This is a genomic window from Sphingomonas sp. BRN-1R, assembly GCF_057748035.1.
Genome location: NZ_CM173236.1, coordinates 1,524,817 through 1,541,068, shown reverse-complemented (window position 1 = coordinate 1,541,068; position 16,252 = coordinate 1,524,817). Strand labels below are relative to the sequence as shown.

At 71.0% G+C, this 16,252-nt stretch carries 11 protein-coding genes and 1 riboswitch; of the genes, 8 read left to right on the top strand and 3 right to left on the bottom strand.

Annotated elements, in window-relative coordinates; translation table 11 throughout:
• Positions 1-16: 16 nt before the first annotated feature.
• The gene (locus AC3ANX_RS07060) at positions 17-1,144 is read right to left on the bottom strand and encodes a ThuA domain-containing protein (RefSeq protein WP_488336284.1); all 1,128 of its coding nucleotides are present in this window, start codon (positions 1,142-1,144) and stop codon (positions 17-19) included.
• Positions 1,145-1,221: 77 nt separating this feature from the next.
• The gene (locus tag AC3ANX_RS07055) at positions 1,222-1,368 is read right to left on the bottom strand and encodes a hypothetical protein (RefSeq protein ID WP_488336283.1); all 147 of its coding nucleotides are present in this window, start codon (positions 1,366-1,368) and stop codon (positions 1,222-1,224) included.
• 111 nt (positions 1,369-1,479) lie between these two features.
• Between AC3ANX_RS07055 and AC3ANX_RS07050 the strand changes: the two genes are divergently transcribed.
• A complete protein-coding gene (locus tag AC3ANX_RS07050; protein ID WP_488336282.1) occupies positions 1,480-2,799 on the top strand; it encodes a tetratricopeptide repeat-containing sulfotransferase family protein in 1,320 nt (439 codons plus the stop codon).
• 3 nt (positions 2,800-2,802) lie between these two features.
• Here the strand turns inward: AC3ANX_RS07050 and AC3ANX_RS07045 are convergent, their stop codons facing one another.
• Positions 2,803-5,538 (bottom strand): TonB-dependent receptor, encoded by a 2,736-nt coding sequence (locus tag AC3ANX_RS07045; protein ID WP_488336281.1) that lies wholly within the window; start codon positions 5,536-5,538, stop codon positions 2,803-2,805.
• Positions 5,539-5,782: 244 nt separating this feature from the next.
• Between AC3ANX_RS07045 and AC3ANX_RS07040 the strand changes: the two genes are divergently transcribed.
• The 7 genes from AC3ANX_RS07040 to AC3ANX_RS07010 all read left to right on the top strand — a co-directional run bounded on the left by AC3ANX_RS07040 (position 5,783) and on the right by AC3ANX_RS07010 (position 15,751).
• Positions 5,783-6,532, top strand: a complete 750-nt coding sequence (locus tag AC3ANX_RS07040; RefSeq protein WP_488336903.1) for a GntR family transcriptional regulator — start codon at positions 5,783-5,785, stop codon at positions 6,530-6,532.
• Positions 6,529-7,542, top strand: coding sequence for an SIS domain-containing protein (locus AC3ANX_RS07035; RefSeq protein ID WP_488336280.1), 1,014 nt, complete (start codon positions 6,529-6,531; stop codon positions 7,540-7,542). Before AC3ANX_RS07040 ends, AC3ANX_RS07035 begins: the two co-directional genes overlap by 4 nt.
• On the top strand, positions 7,539-8,705 hold the full coding sequence (gene nagA, locus AC3ANX_RS07030) for an N-acetylglucosamine-6-phosphate deacetylase (protein WP_488336279.1): 1,167 nt from the start codon (positions 7,539-7,541) through the stop codon (positions 8,703-8,705). Before AC3ANX_RS07035 ends, nagA begins: the two co-directional genes overlap by 4 nt.
• Complete coding sequence (locus AC3ANX_RS07025; protein WP_488336278.1) at positions 8,698-10,983, top strand: beta-N-acetylhexosaminidase; 2,286 nt, start codon at positions 8,698-8,700, stop codon at positions 10,981-10,983. Before nagA ends, AC3ANX_RS07025 begins: the two co-directional genes overlap by 8 nt.
• Positions 10,980-13,445: a phosphoenolpyruvate--protein phosphotransferase gene (gene ptsP, locus AC3ANX_RS07020; RefSeq protein ID WP_488336277.1), complete on the top strand. Its 2,466-nt coding sequence runs from the start codon at positions 10,980-10,982 to the stop codon at positions 13,443-13,445. Before AC3ANX_RS07025 ends, ptsP begins: the two co-directional genes overlap by 4 nt.
• Positions 13,442-15,127: an N-acetylglucosamine-specific PTS transporter subunit IIBC gene (nagE, locus tag AC3ANX_RS07015; RefSeq protein ID WP_488336276.1), complete on the top strand. Its 1,686-nt coding sequence runs from the start codon at positions 13,442-13,444 to the stop codon at positions 15,125-15,127. Before ptsP ends, nagE begins: the two co-directional genes overlap by 4 nt.
• Before the next feature lie 90 nt (positions 15,128-15,217).
• Complete coding sequence (locus tag AC3ANX_RS07010) at positions 15,218-15,751, top strand: homogentisate 1,2-dioxygenase (protein ID WP_488336275.1); 534 nt, start codon at positions 15,218-15,220, stop codon at positions 15,749-15,751.
• An 80-nt stretch (positions 15,752-15,831) separates the two neighbouring features.
• Positions 15,832-16,075: riboswitch (cobalamin riboswitch) on the top strand.
• Positions 16,076-16,252: the final 177 nt, after the last annotated feature.

The window sequence follows — 16,252 nt, the reverse complement described above, 5'->3', positions numbered from 1 at the left end:
GGGTTACGGCCGCGTCTCAGCCGTTCGGGCATGCCGCGGTGCGGTCTGCCGCCCAGCCGACCGCATTCTCGAGCAGCGCCTGATACTGCGCGTCGGAATAGGTCTCCGGCCGGTGCCCGATCGCCGAGTAAAACGACCGCCCACGTCCGACGCAACGGCTCCACACGATGGGGTGATCGCCCATGCGCAGCGTGACGCCGGTGGTTGCGACCGGATCGTAGCTGCTCTCGTCCAGCGTCGCGATGATGTGCGCGCCGCTCGCGCGGGGGCTGGCGGCGAACGAATACCATTCGTCGTTCATCGTCCAGTCCGCCGGCAACCCACGCGCGACCGGCCCGGCGGCGGGATCGAGCACCAGCCGCGCATCCTGGAACTGCTTGGCGTTGGGGTGGCCGACGAAGCGCGCGCCGATCAGCGTATCCGCGTACCAGTCCCAGAAATAGGCCGGGTCGCCGGCGGAACCGTGGACGCCGACGAAGCCGCCGCCCCCTTCGATGAAGGCGCGCAGCGCCGCGCGCTGGCGAAGCGTCAGCACGTCGCCGCTGACGTTGTTCCAGATCACCGCATCGAACCGCCCGAGCGTGCCTGGGCTGATCGCGCCGGCCTTGTCGGTGGCGACGATCGCCCAGCCCTTGCGCTTCGCCATGTTCACGAAGGCGGCGTGCGCGGCATCGACCGAGGGACCGTCGCGAAAACCGGTGATCTTCTCGAACAGCAGCAGGCGTGGGCGGCCGGCGGGAAGCGACAGCGCGGGCCGGTCGTCGTCATAGCGTGCGCATCGCGCGGCACGATCGGCGGCGGTGACGGGGATGCCGCGCAGCCCGGCCCCGATCGCCGCGACCTGCGTAGGCTCGAGATGCGCGAAGTTCGCCGCCTCGCGCACGGTCAGGATCACCGCGAAATTGGGGGTGGTCGTGCCTGCGAAGCGTGGCGGCATCTTCGCGAGCGCGCCCGGTGCGACGCGCTCGAACACCGCGCGCGCGGGCGGACTGAGCAGCAGATCGATGAACGGCGACGCCAGCGAGAACGGCATGTCGCGCATCGGGCAGTCGCGCACCGCCGCCGCGCTGGCGGGGCTTGCCGCCATGGCCGCGACCGTCAGCAGCAGCGCCCCGGCGGCGCGTGCGATCTTCGAGCGAACCATGCCGCATCCTCCCTGTCTCGTTACGGAGGGAGGCTAGGCGCGCGTCCGGGAGCGGTCAATCGCGGCCGGCAGCGGGATCATTTGTCGGTGAAGCGTTTCACCTTCACCGGCAGGTCCTTGCCCTTGGTACGACGCGACGGGATTTGCACCGGGTGCTTCTTCTTCCACTCGGCGAAGGTCATCGGGCCATCGGGGGTGTCGATCATCAGGTCGTCGGTGCTCATGCCGGTTGCTCCACATCGTCGGCGACGATCCTAACCCATTCCCGGCACGCAGCGCGAGCGCGCAGCGTTTTCCCGGTGGCATCGCGTCGGCGGGGCGGGCAGATACGGGGAATGCAGACAGCCCCAACATCCGCGCGCGACTGGTGCGTCTGGGCGCAGGCCGAGCAGCAGGCGGGGCGGACCGAGCGCGCCAGGGAAGGATTTCGCCGCGCGCTCGCGATCGATCCGGGTGCGTTCGCCGCGCGTTTCGGACTGGCCTCCATGTTGCTGGACGATGGCGACGTCAGCGGGGCGGAGGCGATCGCCACGGCGATGGCGCGTGAGGCGCCGCACCGCCCGGACGTGCTGTGGTTGCAGGGCCGGCTCGCACTGGCGCGGGGGCAAGCGGGCGCTGCGGCCGATGCGCTCGGCCGGTTGCTCGCCGACCGGACGCTGGGCGCGCCGCAACGCGCGGAGGCGTTGTTGCTGCTCGGGCTGGCGCTCGATCAGGTCGGGCGGCACGGCGAAGCCTTCGACGCGGCGCGTCAGGGCAAGCAGATCCAGCGCGCGATGTTCGCCGCGCAGGCCGCGAGCCGCGAGGGCGAGGTGGCCAAGCTCACGCGGCTGGCGGGCTGGATGGCGAACGAACCCGCGCCGTGGACCGCCCCGGCGCGACCGGCCGCGCCCGGGGCGGCCGCGACGCATGTGTTCCTGCTCGGTTTCCCGCGTTCGGGCACCACCCTGCTCGAACAGGTGCTGGCGGCGCACCCCCGCGTCGCCACGCTCGAGGAAGCGCCGACGCTCGCCGCCGCCTATGAGGCGTTCCTTGCCGATGCCGATGCCTGCGCGGCGCTGATGCGGCTCGACCCGGCGGAGGCGGCGGCCTGGGCGGACCATTATTGGCAGGGCATCCGCCGGCGCGGCATCGACGTCGCCGGGCGAGTGTTCGTCGACAAGCAGCCGGCCGGTACGCTGACGCTGCCGATCATCGCGCGGCTGTTCCCGCAGGCGCGCATCCTGTTCGCGCTGCGCGACCCGCGCGATGTCGTGCTGAGCTGCTTCCGCCAGGCGTTCCAGATGAACGCGATGACCTATGCCTTCACCGATCTCGCCGAAACCGCCGCCTGTTACGCGGCCTGCATGACGCTGGCGGAACAGGCGCGCACCCGCCTGCCGCTCGCCTGGAGCGACGTGCGGCATGAGGCGCTGGTCGAGGATTTCGACACCGAACTCGCCCGGATCGCCGACGTCCTCGCGCTGGAGCCCGATCCTGCGATGACCGCGTTCGCGCAGGCCGCACAGACCCGCACCATCCGCACGCCGAGCGCGCCGCAGGTCCGCGCCGGGTTGAACCGGCGCGGACTGGCGCGATGGCAGGCCTACCGCGAGGCGCTCGCGCCGGTCATGCCGACGCTCGCCCCCTGGGTCGAACGCTTTGGCTACCCCGCGTGATCGTCAGAACTTCACGCGCGCGCCGAAGAACACCTGCGTCCCGTTCGAATAGACCGCGCGCGGCTGATCGCGGTTCTGCGCATAGTATTTGAGTTTGTTGTTGGTGATGTTGAGCGCATCGGCGGTCAGCGTGATGTTCTTGGTGACGCTCACGTTGAACGAGCCGTCGAGCTGACCGTAATTGTCCTGGTTCTCGGCCGAGCTGCGATCGAGCCCGACGAAATAATGCGAGCGGTAGGTGTAGGCGAGCCGCAGGTTGATCGGCCCCTTGTCGTAATATCCGACCAGATTGTACGTGAACTTCGACGTGCCGACCAGCGGATTGCCCGCGACGTCATGCCCATCGACATAGGTGCCGTTCGCCTGGAAGCCGAAGCCGTAGGCGATCGGCTGCTGCACCTGCAATTCCACGCCCGACAACTGGCCGGTGGTGTTGGTCGGCGACGAGATGGTATATTCGTGGAAGCTGTTGTCGAGCTGCGTGAAATAGGTGCCGGTCGAGGTGCCGAACGTCACGTAGGATTGCAGGTCGTCGTGGAACACGCTGATCGAGGCGAGCGACGCGGGGCCGTAATACCATTCGAGCGCGCCGTCGAACACGGTCGCCTTGATCGGGCGCAGGTTCGGGTTGCCGCCGCTGCCGGTGAAGTTGGTGTCGGTCAGCGATACCGTGCCGCCCAGCGCGCTGAAGTCGGGGCGCGACATCGTCTCCGCCGCGGCGATGCGCAGCAGCACCTTGGGCGCCAGATCGAACGTCAGGTTCACGCTCGGCAGGAAATCGACATAGGTGTTCTTGACGTTGGCGATCGTGAACGGGCCATAGGCCGAGGTGGTGATGACGTTCGCGCCGCACGCCGCCGCACCGGTGCCGCCGGGCGTACAACTGACCGGCACGTTTACGAACGCGCTTTCCTTGGTGCTCACCACGCGCAGGCCGAAATTGCCACGCCAGCCCTGCCCGCCGACATGCGCGAGCGCATAGCCCTCGATGTCGGTTTCCTTGACCTTGAACTCGCCCGGCCAATATTCGTTCTGCGGCTGGACGATCGCCGAGATCGGTCCGCGCACGCCGCCCGGAATGGCGTTGATGACCTTGGTGATCGTCGCCGGATCACCGCCGAGCGGCACCAGCAGCCCGGGGATGCCAAGCGTGCCGGCGTTGAAGCCGCTGGGATAGGAGACGGGGTTGACGCCCGAGAAGGGGAACAGCCCCTCGCCGTAGCACGCCCCGTTCGCGCCGAGCGTACAGCCGCGATCCCAGCCCACGACCTTGCGTTCGTGATCGGCGATGCGGACGCCGAAATCGACCTTCCTGATCGGTCCTTCGCCGAGGTCGTAGCTGCCGTCGAGCTTGCCGTAGAGTTCGTGGTCGACCGACTGGAACGTCTCGTTGATCGCGAAGTCGTTGGAGATGCCGGCCGGGCTCTGCGGGTTGATGTTGGCGGTCTGCACCGCGAAGCCGTTGCCCGATGGCTGGTACGACACGCCGGTCGGCGCATCGACCTCGAAGAACGGCGACGACGGCGTGTTGCCGATGCCGCGCGTATAGCCGACCTGCCCCTTGAAGGTCAGCCGGTCGGTCGCGTGCCAGGTCGCGTCGAGATTGGCGAACCAACTCTCGCCGCTCGCATCGGGACGGACGATGTTATCGGCGACGATGCCCTCGATCTGCTGCCCGGCGAACGCGCCCGATGGCGAGATCAGCGGGAAGCTGGCCGCGACCAGCGTGTTGTTCTTGACCGTGTAGCTGGTCGGCACGTTGCGATCGAGCTCGCGCGAGCCCCAGTAGAGGAAGTTGTCGTTCACGTTGCTGGCGTTCAGGTGCGAGTAGAAGCCGCTCGCGCTGATCTCCACCTTCTCGCTCGGCTTCCAGTTGACCGTGGCGACGCCGCCTTCGCGCGTGCGCTGCTGCTCGAAATAGGAGGATCCGATCAGCGTGGGCGCCTGCACGCCGACCAGCGACGGGATCGCCGCGCCGGTCGCATTGGCCGAGGTGATCGCCGAATAGCCGAGCGTCTCCTGCCCGTAGCGGCGCAGGCTGCGCTGTTCGTAGAAACCCTGCACCATGACGCCGAAGGTCGCGGCATCGTTGCGCCAGCCGAGCAGGCCGTTGACCTGCGGCTTGGTCTCGCTGCTCTGCGTGTTGTAGGCGCCCTGCGCGGACGCTTCGAACACCCAGTTGTGCTTCTGGTCGAGCGCGCTGCGCAGCCGCAGGTCGACCGATCCGGCCACGCCGCCTTCGAGCAGCGATGCGTCCTGTGTCTTGTTGACCACCACCGCGCTGACCATTTCGGAGGGCAGCAGCGCGAAGCTGGTGCTGCGCCCCACGGTCGAGAACTGATCGAGGATGAACCAGTCGCCGGTGGAGACGGCGTGGCCGTCGATCGTCACCTGCGTGAGGCTGGGCGAGGTGCCGCGGATGCTGACGCGGTCGTTCTCGTCGAAGCCGCCCTCGCCGCTCGCCGCCGAGGAGGTGTTGACGCCGGGCAGCCGCTGGAGCGCGTCCGCCACGTTCTTGTCGGGCAGCTTGCCGATGTCCTGCGCCGAGATAACATCGACATGGTTGTCCGCGGTGCGCTTGATCTCGATCGCCCGTTCGAGCGAGGCGCGGATGCCAGTGACGACGATGTCGTCGCTCGCCGTCGTGTCGGCGCTGGTGGTTGGGGTGGCCGTCTGGGCCATGGCGGGCGTGGCGATCGCCAGCACGCTGACAGAGCCTATGAAGAACGACTTGCGCATGGTCCCGAACCCCTAATCTTGCCGGACCTGGTACGATACCAGTTTAGCGCCACTCCCACCCTGTCGTCGCAGTGGTAAGTAGCGCCTCCAACCTGAACGACTCAGAAGTTGAAATAATTTTGATCGTTAAGCAATACCAAAAAAGGCCCTTTATAATACCATTCGTTTGTTGATATGACCCTGCGGCGGCGGTTGCGTTGCGCGGACATTCGTGATCGATCCGGGCCGTGCCGAGTGGAGAAATATGGTGGAGCTTTCGCAACTGATCGGGGGACTGGACGAGCAGGCGCGCGCGCCTTTGTACCAGCAGCTCCAGCGCGCGTTGCGCGACGCGATCGAGGACAAGCGGCTGGCGAGCGATACCGCGCTGCCGCCCGAACGCGACATCGCCACCGATTTCGGCGTGTCGCGAATCACCGTGCGCAAGGCGCTCGACGCGCTGGCCGGCGAAGGCTTCATCCGCCGCCAGCACGGCGCGGGCACCTTCGTCGCGGCGCGCGTCGAAAAGAGCTTCTCGATGCTGTCGTCCTTCTCGGAAGACATGCAGTCGCGCGGGCGGACCGCGCATTCCAAATGGCTGCGCCGGTCCGCCGGCACGGTGACGCCGGAGGAGGCGATGGTGCTGGGGCTCAGCCCGGGCAGTCCGGTGCTGCGCTTCCACCGTATCCGCTTCGCCGACGATTGCCCGATGGCGCTCGAATACACCTCGGTTCCGGGCCAGTATCTGCCGTCCGAAAAGGCGGTCGATGAATCGCTCTACACCGCGCTCGAAAAGACCGGCAGCCGCCCGGTGCGCGCGTTGCAACGGCTGCGCGCGGTGCTGTTCACCGCCGAACAGGCCGAATTGCTGGAGATCGAGCCGCGCGATCCCGGCCTGCTGATCGAACGGCGCGGCTTCCTCGCCGATGGGCAGGCGGTCGAGTTCACCCGCTCCTTCTACCGCGGCGACAGCTACGATTTCGTCGCCGAGCTGCAAGTCGGTGCCGGTCGATGACGACGCGCATGTTCACCGAAGCCGCCGAGTCGCCCGCCGTCGTCGCCGCGCAACTGGTGCGCAACGCGGACGTGGTGCGCAGGCTCGCCGCGTCGCTGCGCGAACGGCCGCCGCGCGCGGTGGTGACGATCGCGCGCGGCAGTTCGGACAATGCCGCCACCTACGCACGCTATCTGGTGGAAACGCGGCTGGGCGTGCTCACCGCATCGGCGCCGCCCTCGGTCAGTTCGGTCTATGGTGTGGATCTCGACATGACCGGCACGCTCGCGCTCGCGCTCTCGCAGTCCGGGCGCAGCCCCGATCTGCTCGCCGCCGCCGAAGCGACCGCACGCGCGGGTGGGCGCGTCGTCGCGCTGGTCAACGACGAAAGCGCGCCGCTCGCCGCGCTGGCCGAGATCACCATCCCGCTCGCCGCCGGGCCGGAGCGCAGCGTCGCGGCGACGAAGTCGTTCGTCGCCGCGCTCAGCGCGACCGCGCAACTGGTGGCATATTGGTCCGCCGACGCCGCGCTCGCGCAGGCGCTGGATGCGCTGCCCGCCACGCTCGACGCCGCATGGTCGCTCGACTGGGCGCGCGGCGTCGCCGTGCTGGAACGAGCCGATCATCTCTACGTGCTGGGGCGCGGACCGGGCTTCGCGGTCGCGCAGGAAGCCGCGCTGAAATTCAAGGAGACATGCGGCCTCCACGCCGAGGCGTTCAGCGCCGCCGAGGTCCGCCACGGTCCGATGGCGCTGGTCGGCGCCGACTTCCCCGTCCTCGCGTTCCTGCCGACCGACGAAAGCCGCGCCGGCATGGACGAGACCGTCGCCGCGCTGCGCGCGCAGGGTGCCACCGTGCTGACCGTCGGCGGCAGCGGGACGGACGCCTTGCCGATGGTCGATTGCCACCCGCTGCTGCTGCCGATCGCGCAGACGCAGGCGCTGTACCGGATGATGGATGCCCTGTCGGCGGCACGCGGGCACGACCCCGACACGCCGCCGCATCTCGCCAAGGTGACGAGGACATTATGAGCCACATCGCCCTGATCGGCGGCCGCGTGATGACCGCCGATGGTCTGCGCGACGGCCTCGCCGTGGAGATCGCGGGCGACCGCATCGCCGCGCTGACGCCGCTCGCCGCACTTACTCCCGACACGCCCACGCGCGATCTCGGCGGCGGGCTGCTGTTGCCGGGCTTCATCGACACGCAGGTCAACGGCGGCGGCGACGTGCTGTTCAACGACCGGCCGACGGTCGAGACGATCGCCCGGATCGGCGCTGCGCACCGCGCGTTCGGCACGACCAGCTTCCTGCCGACGCTCATCAGCGACGAACTCGACGTGGTCGAGACGGCGCTGGGCGCGGCGCGCGACGCGATCGCGGCAGGCGTGCCCGGCGTGCTCGGCGCGCATATCGAAGGGCCGTTCCTCAGCCACGCACGGCAGGGCATCCACGATTCCGATCACTTCCGGCCGCTCGACGCGCGCGGGATCGACTTGCTCACCCGCGACTGGGGCGGCCGCGTGCTCGCCACGCTCGCCCCCGAGATGGTCGACCGCGCCGCCGTCCGCCAACTCGCGGCGGCGGGCGTGATCCTGTCGGCCGGGCATACCAACGCCAGCTACGCCGAGATGCGCGACGGTTTCGCGGACGGCTTCACCGGCGTCACGCATCTGTTCAACGCGATGTCGCCGCTCGCCAGCCGCGCGCCCGGCGTGGTCGGCGCGGCGCTGGAGAGCGACGCGTGGTGCGGGCTGATCGTCGATGGCCGCCATGTCGATCCGGTGGTGCTGCGGCTCGGCCTCGCCGCGCACCGGCGCGACCGCTTCATGCTGGTGACGGATGCGATGCCCTGCGTCGGCGGCGATCGCCACAGCTTCCGGCTTCAGGGCAAGACCATCCAGGTGCGCGACGGCGCCTGTTACGATGATGCCGGGCGGCTCGCCGGGTCCGATCTCGACATGGCGAGCGCGGTGCGCGGCGCGGTGCGGCTGCTCGGCGTCGATCTTGCCCAGGCCTCGTACATGGCGAGCGGCGCGCCCGCCGCGTTCCTCGGCCTGACGCACGAGACCGGGCGGATCGCACCGGGTCTGCGTGCCGATCTCGTGCTGCTCGACGACGATCTGGTCGTGCAGGAAAGCTGGATCGGCGGCGCGGACGTCGCCCAAACGCGAGGGATACAGAACCATGCGTGACCCGCTGCGCCGCACGCTCACCGCGCTGGCGCTGCTCGCCGCGCCCGTCGCGCACGCCGAACCCGCGATCACACCGCGACCGCTCCACGCGGATGCCGAGGCCGGTCCCGCCGTTCCTTTCGGCGACGGCACGCGCCTGCTGACGCCGCCGGGCGATGCCGAGGCCGGCGACGTGGCGCGCTACCTCGCCGATCTCACCCGGCAGTCGGGCGGCCCTGCCCTCGCGATCGGCGTTGCGCCGCGCGCCGCGCCCGCGATCCGCTTCGTCCGGCGCGCCGGTCTCGCGGCCGAGGGGTACACGCTCGACATCGGCGAGGGCGGCGCGACCGTCACCGCGTCGACACATGCCGGGCTGCTCTACGGTGCGGTGAGCCTGTGGCAGATGCTCGCCGCCGCGCCCGACCATCGCCTCGCCCGCGTCCATGTCGCGGATTCGCCGCGCTTCGCCTGGCGCGGGATGCTGCTCGACAGCGTGCGGCATTTCCGCTCGCCCGCCGCGATCGCGAAGATGGTCGACTGGATGGCGCTGCACAAACTCAACCGGCTGCAATGGCACCTTGCCGACGATCAGGGCTGGCGAGTGGAGGTTCCGCACTACCCACGGCTGACGCAGGTCGGCGCCTGGCGCACCACCCCGCCCGCCGCCGGGCTGACGCCGGGACGCTACGGCGGCTTCTACACGCGCGACGACATCCGCCGGCTGATCGCGCTCGCCGCCCGGCGCAACATCACGATCGTGCCGGAGATCGACATGCCCGGGCACGCGACCGCCGCGATCCTCGCCTATCCCGCAGTCGGGCTGACCACGATGACCGCGAAGAACCTCGGCGACTGGGGGGTGTTCCCCTCGATCTACGGCGTGGACGCGGCGAGCTTCGCCTTCCTGCACGACGTGCTCGACACGGTGATGGCGCTGTTCCCCTCGCACGAGATCGCGATCGGCGGCGACGAGGCGGTGCATACATTGTGGCACCAGTCGCCAGCGGTGCAGGCGCGGATGCGCGCGCTCGGCCTGAAGGACGAGGCGGCGCTGCAAGGCTGGTTCGTGGGCCGGATCGGCGATTACCTCACCAAACATGGCCGCACCTTGGTCGGCTGGGACGAGATCCTTGCCGATCCCGCGCTGTCCCGGTCCGATATCGTGCTGTCGTGGCACGGCGCGGAAGGCGCGATCGCGGCGGCGCGTGCCGGGCATGACGTCGTGATGGCGACCGCGCCGACGCTCTATTTCGACAACCGCCAGGCGACCGCGCCAAGCGAGCCGCCAGGCCGCGGCTTCCTGGTGGCGCTGCGCGACGTCTATGGCTACGATCCGGGCGATCCGCCGCATGCGGCCGGCACGCCCGGGCTCGACGCGGCGGCGGCGCGGCATGTGCTCGGCGTGCAGGCGCAGTTGTGGAGCGAGCATATCGTGACCGACGCGGATCTGGAGCCGATGGCGCTGCCACGCGCCGCCGCGCTCGCCGAGATCGGCTGGACCGCGAGCGCGCGCCGCGACTGGCCCGATTTCGTGAGCCGCCTGCCCGCGCTGTTCGCCGGCTATCGTGCGCTCGGGCTCAAGGCGGATGACGGCGCGGTGGCGGTGGCGGCGCGGATCGCGCCGGCCGGCGGCACCGCGCAGGTGACGCTCACCCGCCAGCTCGACCTGGGCGACATCCGCTACACCACCGACGGCTCCGCGCCCACCGCCGCATCGCCGCGCTACGACCGCCCGGTCGCGCTCGGCTTGCCCGCGCGGTTGCGCGCGGCGAGCTTCGCGGGCGCGCAGCCGCTCTCCCGCACGCTCGATCTCGACCTGAATGCGGTTTCCGCCACCCGGCGCACCAGCCAGCAACTCGAACTGTGCAGCGATGCGGTGACGCTCAACCTGCCCGGCCGCGCCACGACGGGGGCGGCGGCGGGAAGCCCGGCGACCCCGGCCTATCTGGTCGATATCCGCAATCCGTGCTGGGTCGATCGCGGTGTCGATCTCACGCGCGGGGGGCATGTCGCGGTCGCGGTGGTGGCGCTGCCGTACAATTACCAGTTCGCCAACGAAGCCCCGTCCGCCGCGCCCGCGCCCGCTGCGCCCGCTCCCGCCGCGCTGGTGCTGCGGCAAGGCTGCGACGGCCCGGTGCTTGCGACCACGCCGCTGGCCGGCGTACCGCGCGACCGCCTGCCCCACACGCTGATCGCCGCGATCCCGCCGCAGCCCGGCCGGACCGATCTGTGCGTGCAACTGCCGCGACCGCAGGACGATCCGCTATGGGCGCTCGACACGATCGAGGTGCGGCCATGACGCTGACGCTCGTCTCACCGCTGCAAGGCTGGGCCGGTCCGCTCGCCGAACTGCCCGACGCGGCCTTTGCCGAGGGGATGGTCGGCGACGGCGTCGCGATCGATCCGACCGGGACCACGCTTCACGCGCCGTGCGCCGGCGTCGTGATCGGCGTCCACCGGGCGCGTCACGCGGTCACGCTGCGCGCCGACAATGGCGCGGAGATCCTGTGCCACGTCGGCATCGAGACGGTCGCGCTCGGCGGTGCGGGGTTCACCGCGCTGGTCGCGGATGGCGAGCACGTGGCGGCGGGTGCGCCGCTGCTGCGCTTCGATCTCGACGTGCTGGCGGAAGGCGCGCGCAGCCTCGCCTCGCCGATCCTGGTGATCGATCCCGATGCGTTCCGCATCACGCGGCGCGCGCACGACACACGCGTCGCGGTCGGCGACTGGCTGATGGATCTGGAGGCGACCGCCACGACGCGCGTGACGGAGGGCGCGTCCGACGCGCCGGTGCGCACGCGCGCGGTGGTGCTGCCGGACGGCCACGGCATCCACGCGCGGCCCGCCGCCGCGATCGCGGCGCGCGCACGCACGTTCGCGGCGGAGATCGAACTCGTCACCTCCCGCGCCCGCGCCGACGCGACCAGCCCGGTCGCGCTGATGACGCTGGGTCTCGCCGCCAGAGACCATGTCACGCTCAGCGCGCGCGGGGCGGACGCCGACGCGGCACTGGCGGCGTTGGCGCGCCTGATCGAGCACGAGTTGGAGGGTGCCGGCACCGCGCCCGCGCCCATGCCTGCGCCGACACCGCCTCGCACCGGCGGCATTACCGCGGTGCCGGGCATCGTGGTCGGCACGATCGTCCGCTTCGAGGCCGCGCGCCGCGACCCGCCGGCGACCGGGCAAGGCGCGGCCGTGGAAGCGGCGGCGCTCGCATCGGCGCTGGCCGCCGTGCGCGCCGCGCTCGTCACCCGCGCCGGCGACGGGCCGAATGCGCAGCGCGCGATCGCCGATGCGCACCTCGAACTGCTCGACGATCCGCGCCTTCAGGCCAGCGCCGCCGCCGCCATCGCGGGCGGGGCGAGCGCGGGCGCGGCGTGGCGCGCGGCGCTCGCCCCCGATATCGCTGCGCTGCGCGCGGTCGCCGACGCGCGGATCGCCGGGCGGGCCGACGATCTGCTCGATCTCGAACAGCAGGTGATCGCGGCGACGATGGGTCCGTCCGCCGCCGCCCCCGAACTGCCACGCGACGCGATCCTGGCGGCGCGCGATCTGCTGCCGTCCGACCTGATGGCGCTCGATCCCGCCCGTCTCGCCGGCATCGCGCTCGCCGAGGGCGGGCCGACCGCGCATGTCGCGATCATCGCGGCGGCGCGCGGGGTGCCGATGGTGGTGGCGCTGGGCGAGGCCGCGCTCGCGCTGGCGGACGGCGCGCGCGCGGTGCTCGATGCCGATGCCGGAACGCTGACGCACGCTGACGACGCGACCGAGGCCGCCGCCCATGCGCGCATCGCCGCCGCGCGCGAGCGGCGCGCCGCCGCACAGGCGCAGTCGGGCGCGACCTGCCACATGGCGGACGGCACGCGCATCGAGATCTTCGCGAACCTCGGCGCGCTCGCCGATGCCGATGCGGCGATGGACGCGGGCGCGGAAGGCTGCGGTCTGCTGCGCACCGAATTGCTGTTCCTCGACCGCGACACGCCCCCCGACGAAGACGAGCAGTTCGCACTCTACGATGCGATCGCGCGGCGCATGGCGGGGCGCCCGGTCATCATCCGCACGCTCGACATCGGCGGCGACAAGCCGGTGCGCTATCTGTCGATCGCGGCGGAGGAAAATCCCGCGCTCGGCCTGCGCGGTATCCGCGTCGGGCTGCACCACCCGGACCTGCTCGATATCCAGTTGCGGGCGATCCTGCGCGTGGCACCGGCGGACCAGTGCCGCATCCTCCTGCCGATGATCGCCAGCCTGGACGAACTCGCCGAGGTGCGCCGCCGCGTCGCTGCGGCGGCGCGCGCGATCGGTCGCGACGCGCCGGTGCAGATCGGCGTGATGATCGAGACGCCCGCCGCCGCGATCACCGCCGACGTGCTTGCCCGCGAGGCCGATTTCTTCGCGATCGGCACCAACGATCTCGCGCAATACACCCTCGCGATGGACCGGGGAAATCCGCTGATGGCACCACAGGTCGACGCCCTTCACCCCGCCGTGCTCCGCATGATCGCCGAAGCCGCGCGCGCCGGCGCGGCGCAGGGCCGCCCGGTCGGCGTCTGCGGCGGCCTCGCCTCCGACCTCGTCGCCGCGCCGATCCTGATCGGGCTTGGCGTTACCGAATTGTCGGCGGTGCCGGGCATCATCCCCGAAGTGAAGGCGCGCGTCCGTACGCTGACGCGCGAACGCTGCGCCGCGCTGGCGGCAGACGCGCTGCGGCAAAGCTCCGCTGCCGCCGTGCGCGCGCTGGTCGCGCAGGGTGCGGCATGAGCGGCGGGCGCTTCTCCGCCGGCGCCTTGCAGGGCCTCGGCCGCGCGCTGATGTTGCCGATCGCGGTGCTGCCGATCGCCGGGCTGCTGCTCCGGCTCGGCCAGCCCGATCTGCTCGACATCCCCTTCGTCGCGGCGGCGGGGGATGCGATCTTCCAGAACCTCGGGCTGCTGTTCGCGATCGGCGTGGCGGTCGGCTTCGCGCGGGACGGCAATGGTGCGGCGGGACTGGCCGGCACCGTCTGCTTCCTCGTCGCGACGCACGGCGCGGAGGCGTTGCTCCACCCGCCCGCCGACATCGGCGCGGGCCTGCCCGATGCGACCAAGGCGATCATGCTTGCCGCCTATCGGCAGGCGGCGCTCGCCAAGCTGAGCGTGCCGCTCGGCGTGCTGTCGGGGCTGATCGGAGGGATTTTCTACAATCGCTTCGGCGCGATCGCGCTGCCCGACTATCTCGCCTTCTTCGGCGGGCGGCGGTTCGTGCCCATCGTCAGCGGGCTGGCCGGGCTGGTGCTGGCGCTCGGCTTCGGGCTGGGCTGGGCGACGCTCAACGGCGCGATCGACGCGCTCAGCCACGCGCTGGTCGCCGCCGGGCCGGTCGGGCTGTTCGTGTACGGCGTGCTCAACCGGCTGCTGCTGGTGACGGGGCTGCACCACATCCTCAACAACGTCGCCTGGTTCATCGTCGGCGATTTCCACGGCGCCACCGGCGATCTGAACCGCTTCTTCGCGGGCGATCCGAGCGCGGGCGCGTTCATGAGCGGGTTCTTTCCGGTGATGATCTTCGGCCTGCCCGCCGGGTGCCTCGCCATGTATCGCAGCGCCCGGCCCGAGCGGCGGGCCGAGGTCGGCGGAATGCTGCTCAGCCTCGCGCTGACGGCGATGCTGACCGGCGTGACCGAGCCGATCGAATTCACCTTCATGTTCCTCGCGCCGTGGCTCTACGCGGTTCATGCGGTGCTGACCGGGGCGGCGATGGCGCTGATGGATGCGCTCCACGTCCGGCTCGGTTTCGGCTTTTCGGCGGGGCTGCTCGACTATGCGCTCAATTACGGGCGCGCGACCCGTCCGCTGCTGCTGCTGCCGGTCGGTGCGGTCTATGCGGTCCTCTATTACACGCTGTTCCGCTTCTTCATCGTCCGCCTCGATCTGCCGACGCCGGGCCGCGAGCGGACGCCACCGGCGCCACCCGTGGCGGTGGCGAGCGCGCAGGGGACGCGGCCGCAACAGTTCATCGCGGCGCTGGGCGGGCGATCGAACCTGGTGTCGATCGACGCCTGCACGACGCGTCTGCGGCTGGTGGTGGAGGATCAGTCCGCAATCGACGAGGCCGCGCTGAAGCGGCTCGGCGCGCGGGGCGTGATGCGGCCCTCGCCGCGCGACCTGCAAGTGGTGATCGGCCCGACCGCCGACCAGCTCGCCCGCGAGATGCGCGAGGCACCCGCCGCCGCCCCGCTGGACCTCGGCCGCGGTCTGCTCGCCGCGCTCGGCGGCCCTGCCAACGTGCGGAGCGCGAGGCTGCGCGCGGGGCGCGTCGTGGTCACCGTGGCCGACGGCGCCGCGACCGACGCCGCCGCGATAGCCGCGTGCGCGCCGCGCGGCGCGGTGGAAAGCGCGCCCGGACAGTGGCACCTGCTCGCCGGCCCGGCAGCCGAAGACCTGCTCGCCACGCTCGGCCATTGATCGCGATTGCCGCGCGGCGGACCACTGCCATATACGGCGGGATATGCCGGTTGGCGCATCGCCGGGCGGTCGATTGAAGGATGCATGCCGATGACCGGACTGATCGCCCTCACGCTGCTCGCCGCGCTCGCAGCGCCTGCCGCCGCGCAGGACATGCCGATGGCCGCCTCCGCCGCGCCGGTATGCCCCAGGGATGCCGAGCCGATCCCCCCGGCGCTGACCGCGTGGAGCATGAAGACGCCGCGTGTGGCGGCAACCGATGCCGCCGCGCTCGCCACCGCCACCGTGACACCGGGTACGGCCTACACCGTGGCGCTCACGCAGACCGCCAGGGTGACGTTCCCGCTCGCCCCTTCGCACCCCGGCACGCCCGCAAGTTACGGCGGCATCGTCGGCTTCACCGTGACGCAGGGCGGCACGTACCGCGTCGCGATCGGCGCGGGCGCGTGGCTCGACGTGGTGCATGGCGGCGGCGCGCTGCGCTCGACCGCGCACGCGCATGGGCCGAACTGCTCGGGCATCCGCAAGATGGTCGATTTCACGCTGCAACCCGGCAGCTATACGCTCCAGATCGCGGGCAGCGATACCGCAACGGTCCCGCTGCTGATCGCGCGGCTGCCCTGATCGTGTGCGACGGCGACCACCTCGCGGTTGCCCGCTGCCGCGGCTTCGCATAGGAACCGCAGCGCCGGGCCGGCGTGCCGGTCCGGCCGACTCGCGCTGGTGCCTCGCCAAGGGGCTTAATCGGGAACACGGTGCGGACGATCCGTCGTCCAATGCCGGGGCTGTCCCTGCAACTGTAAGCGGCGAGCGGGATGCACATCGTCTCTTTCCACGTTTGGGGAGAGGCAGCCACTGGACCCGCGCACACCGCGCAGGATCTGGGAAGGCCGTACACCCCCGCGACGACCCGTGAGCCAGGAGACCTGCCAGCGTCCGGTCGCTCTCGCCTCGGTCCAGGGGATGGCCGCGGCACGGACCTGTCCGTCTGAGCGACGTCACCCGCGGCGGGGGCCGCATCGGTGTCGTGACTCGGCGCAGGGCGTCCGCCGGGTCCGCGTGCCGACCGTCGCCGCGACGGCAAGCCCCCGCCCGACGTTGCTGAGGCGCCCGGGGGATGAAGGT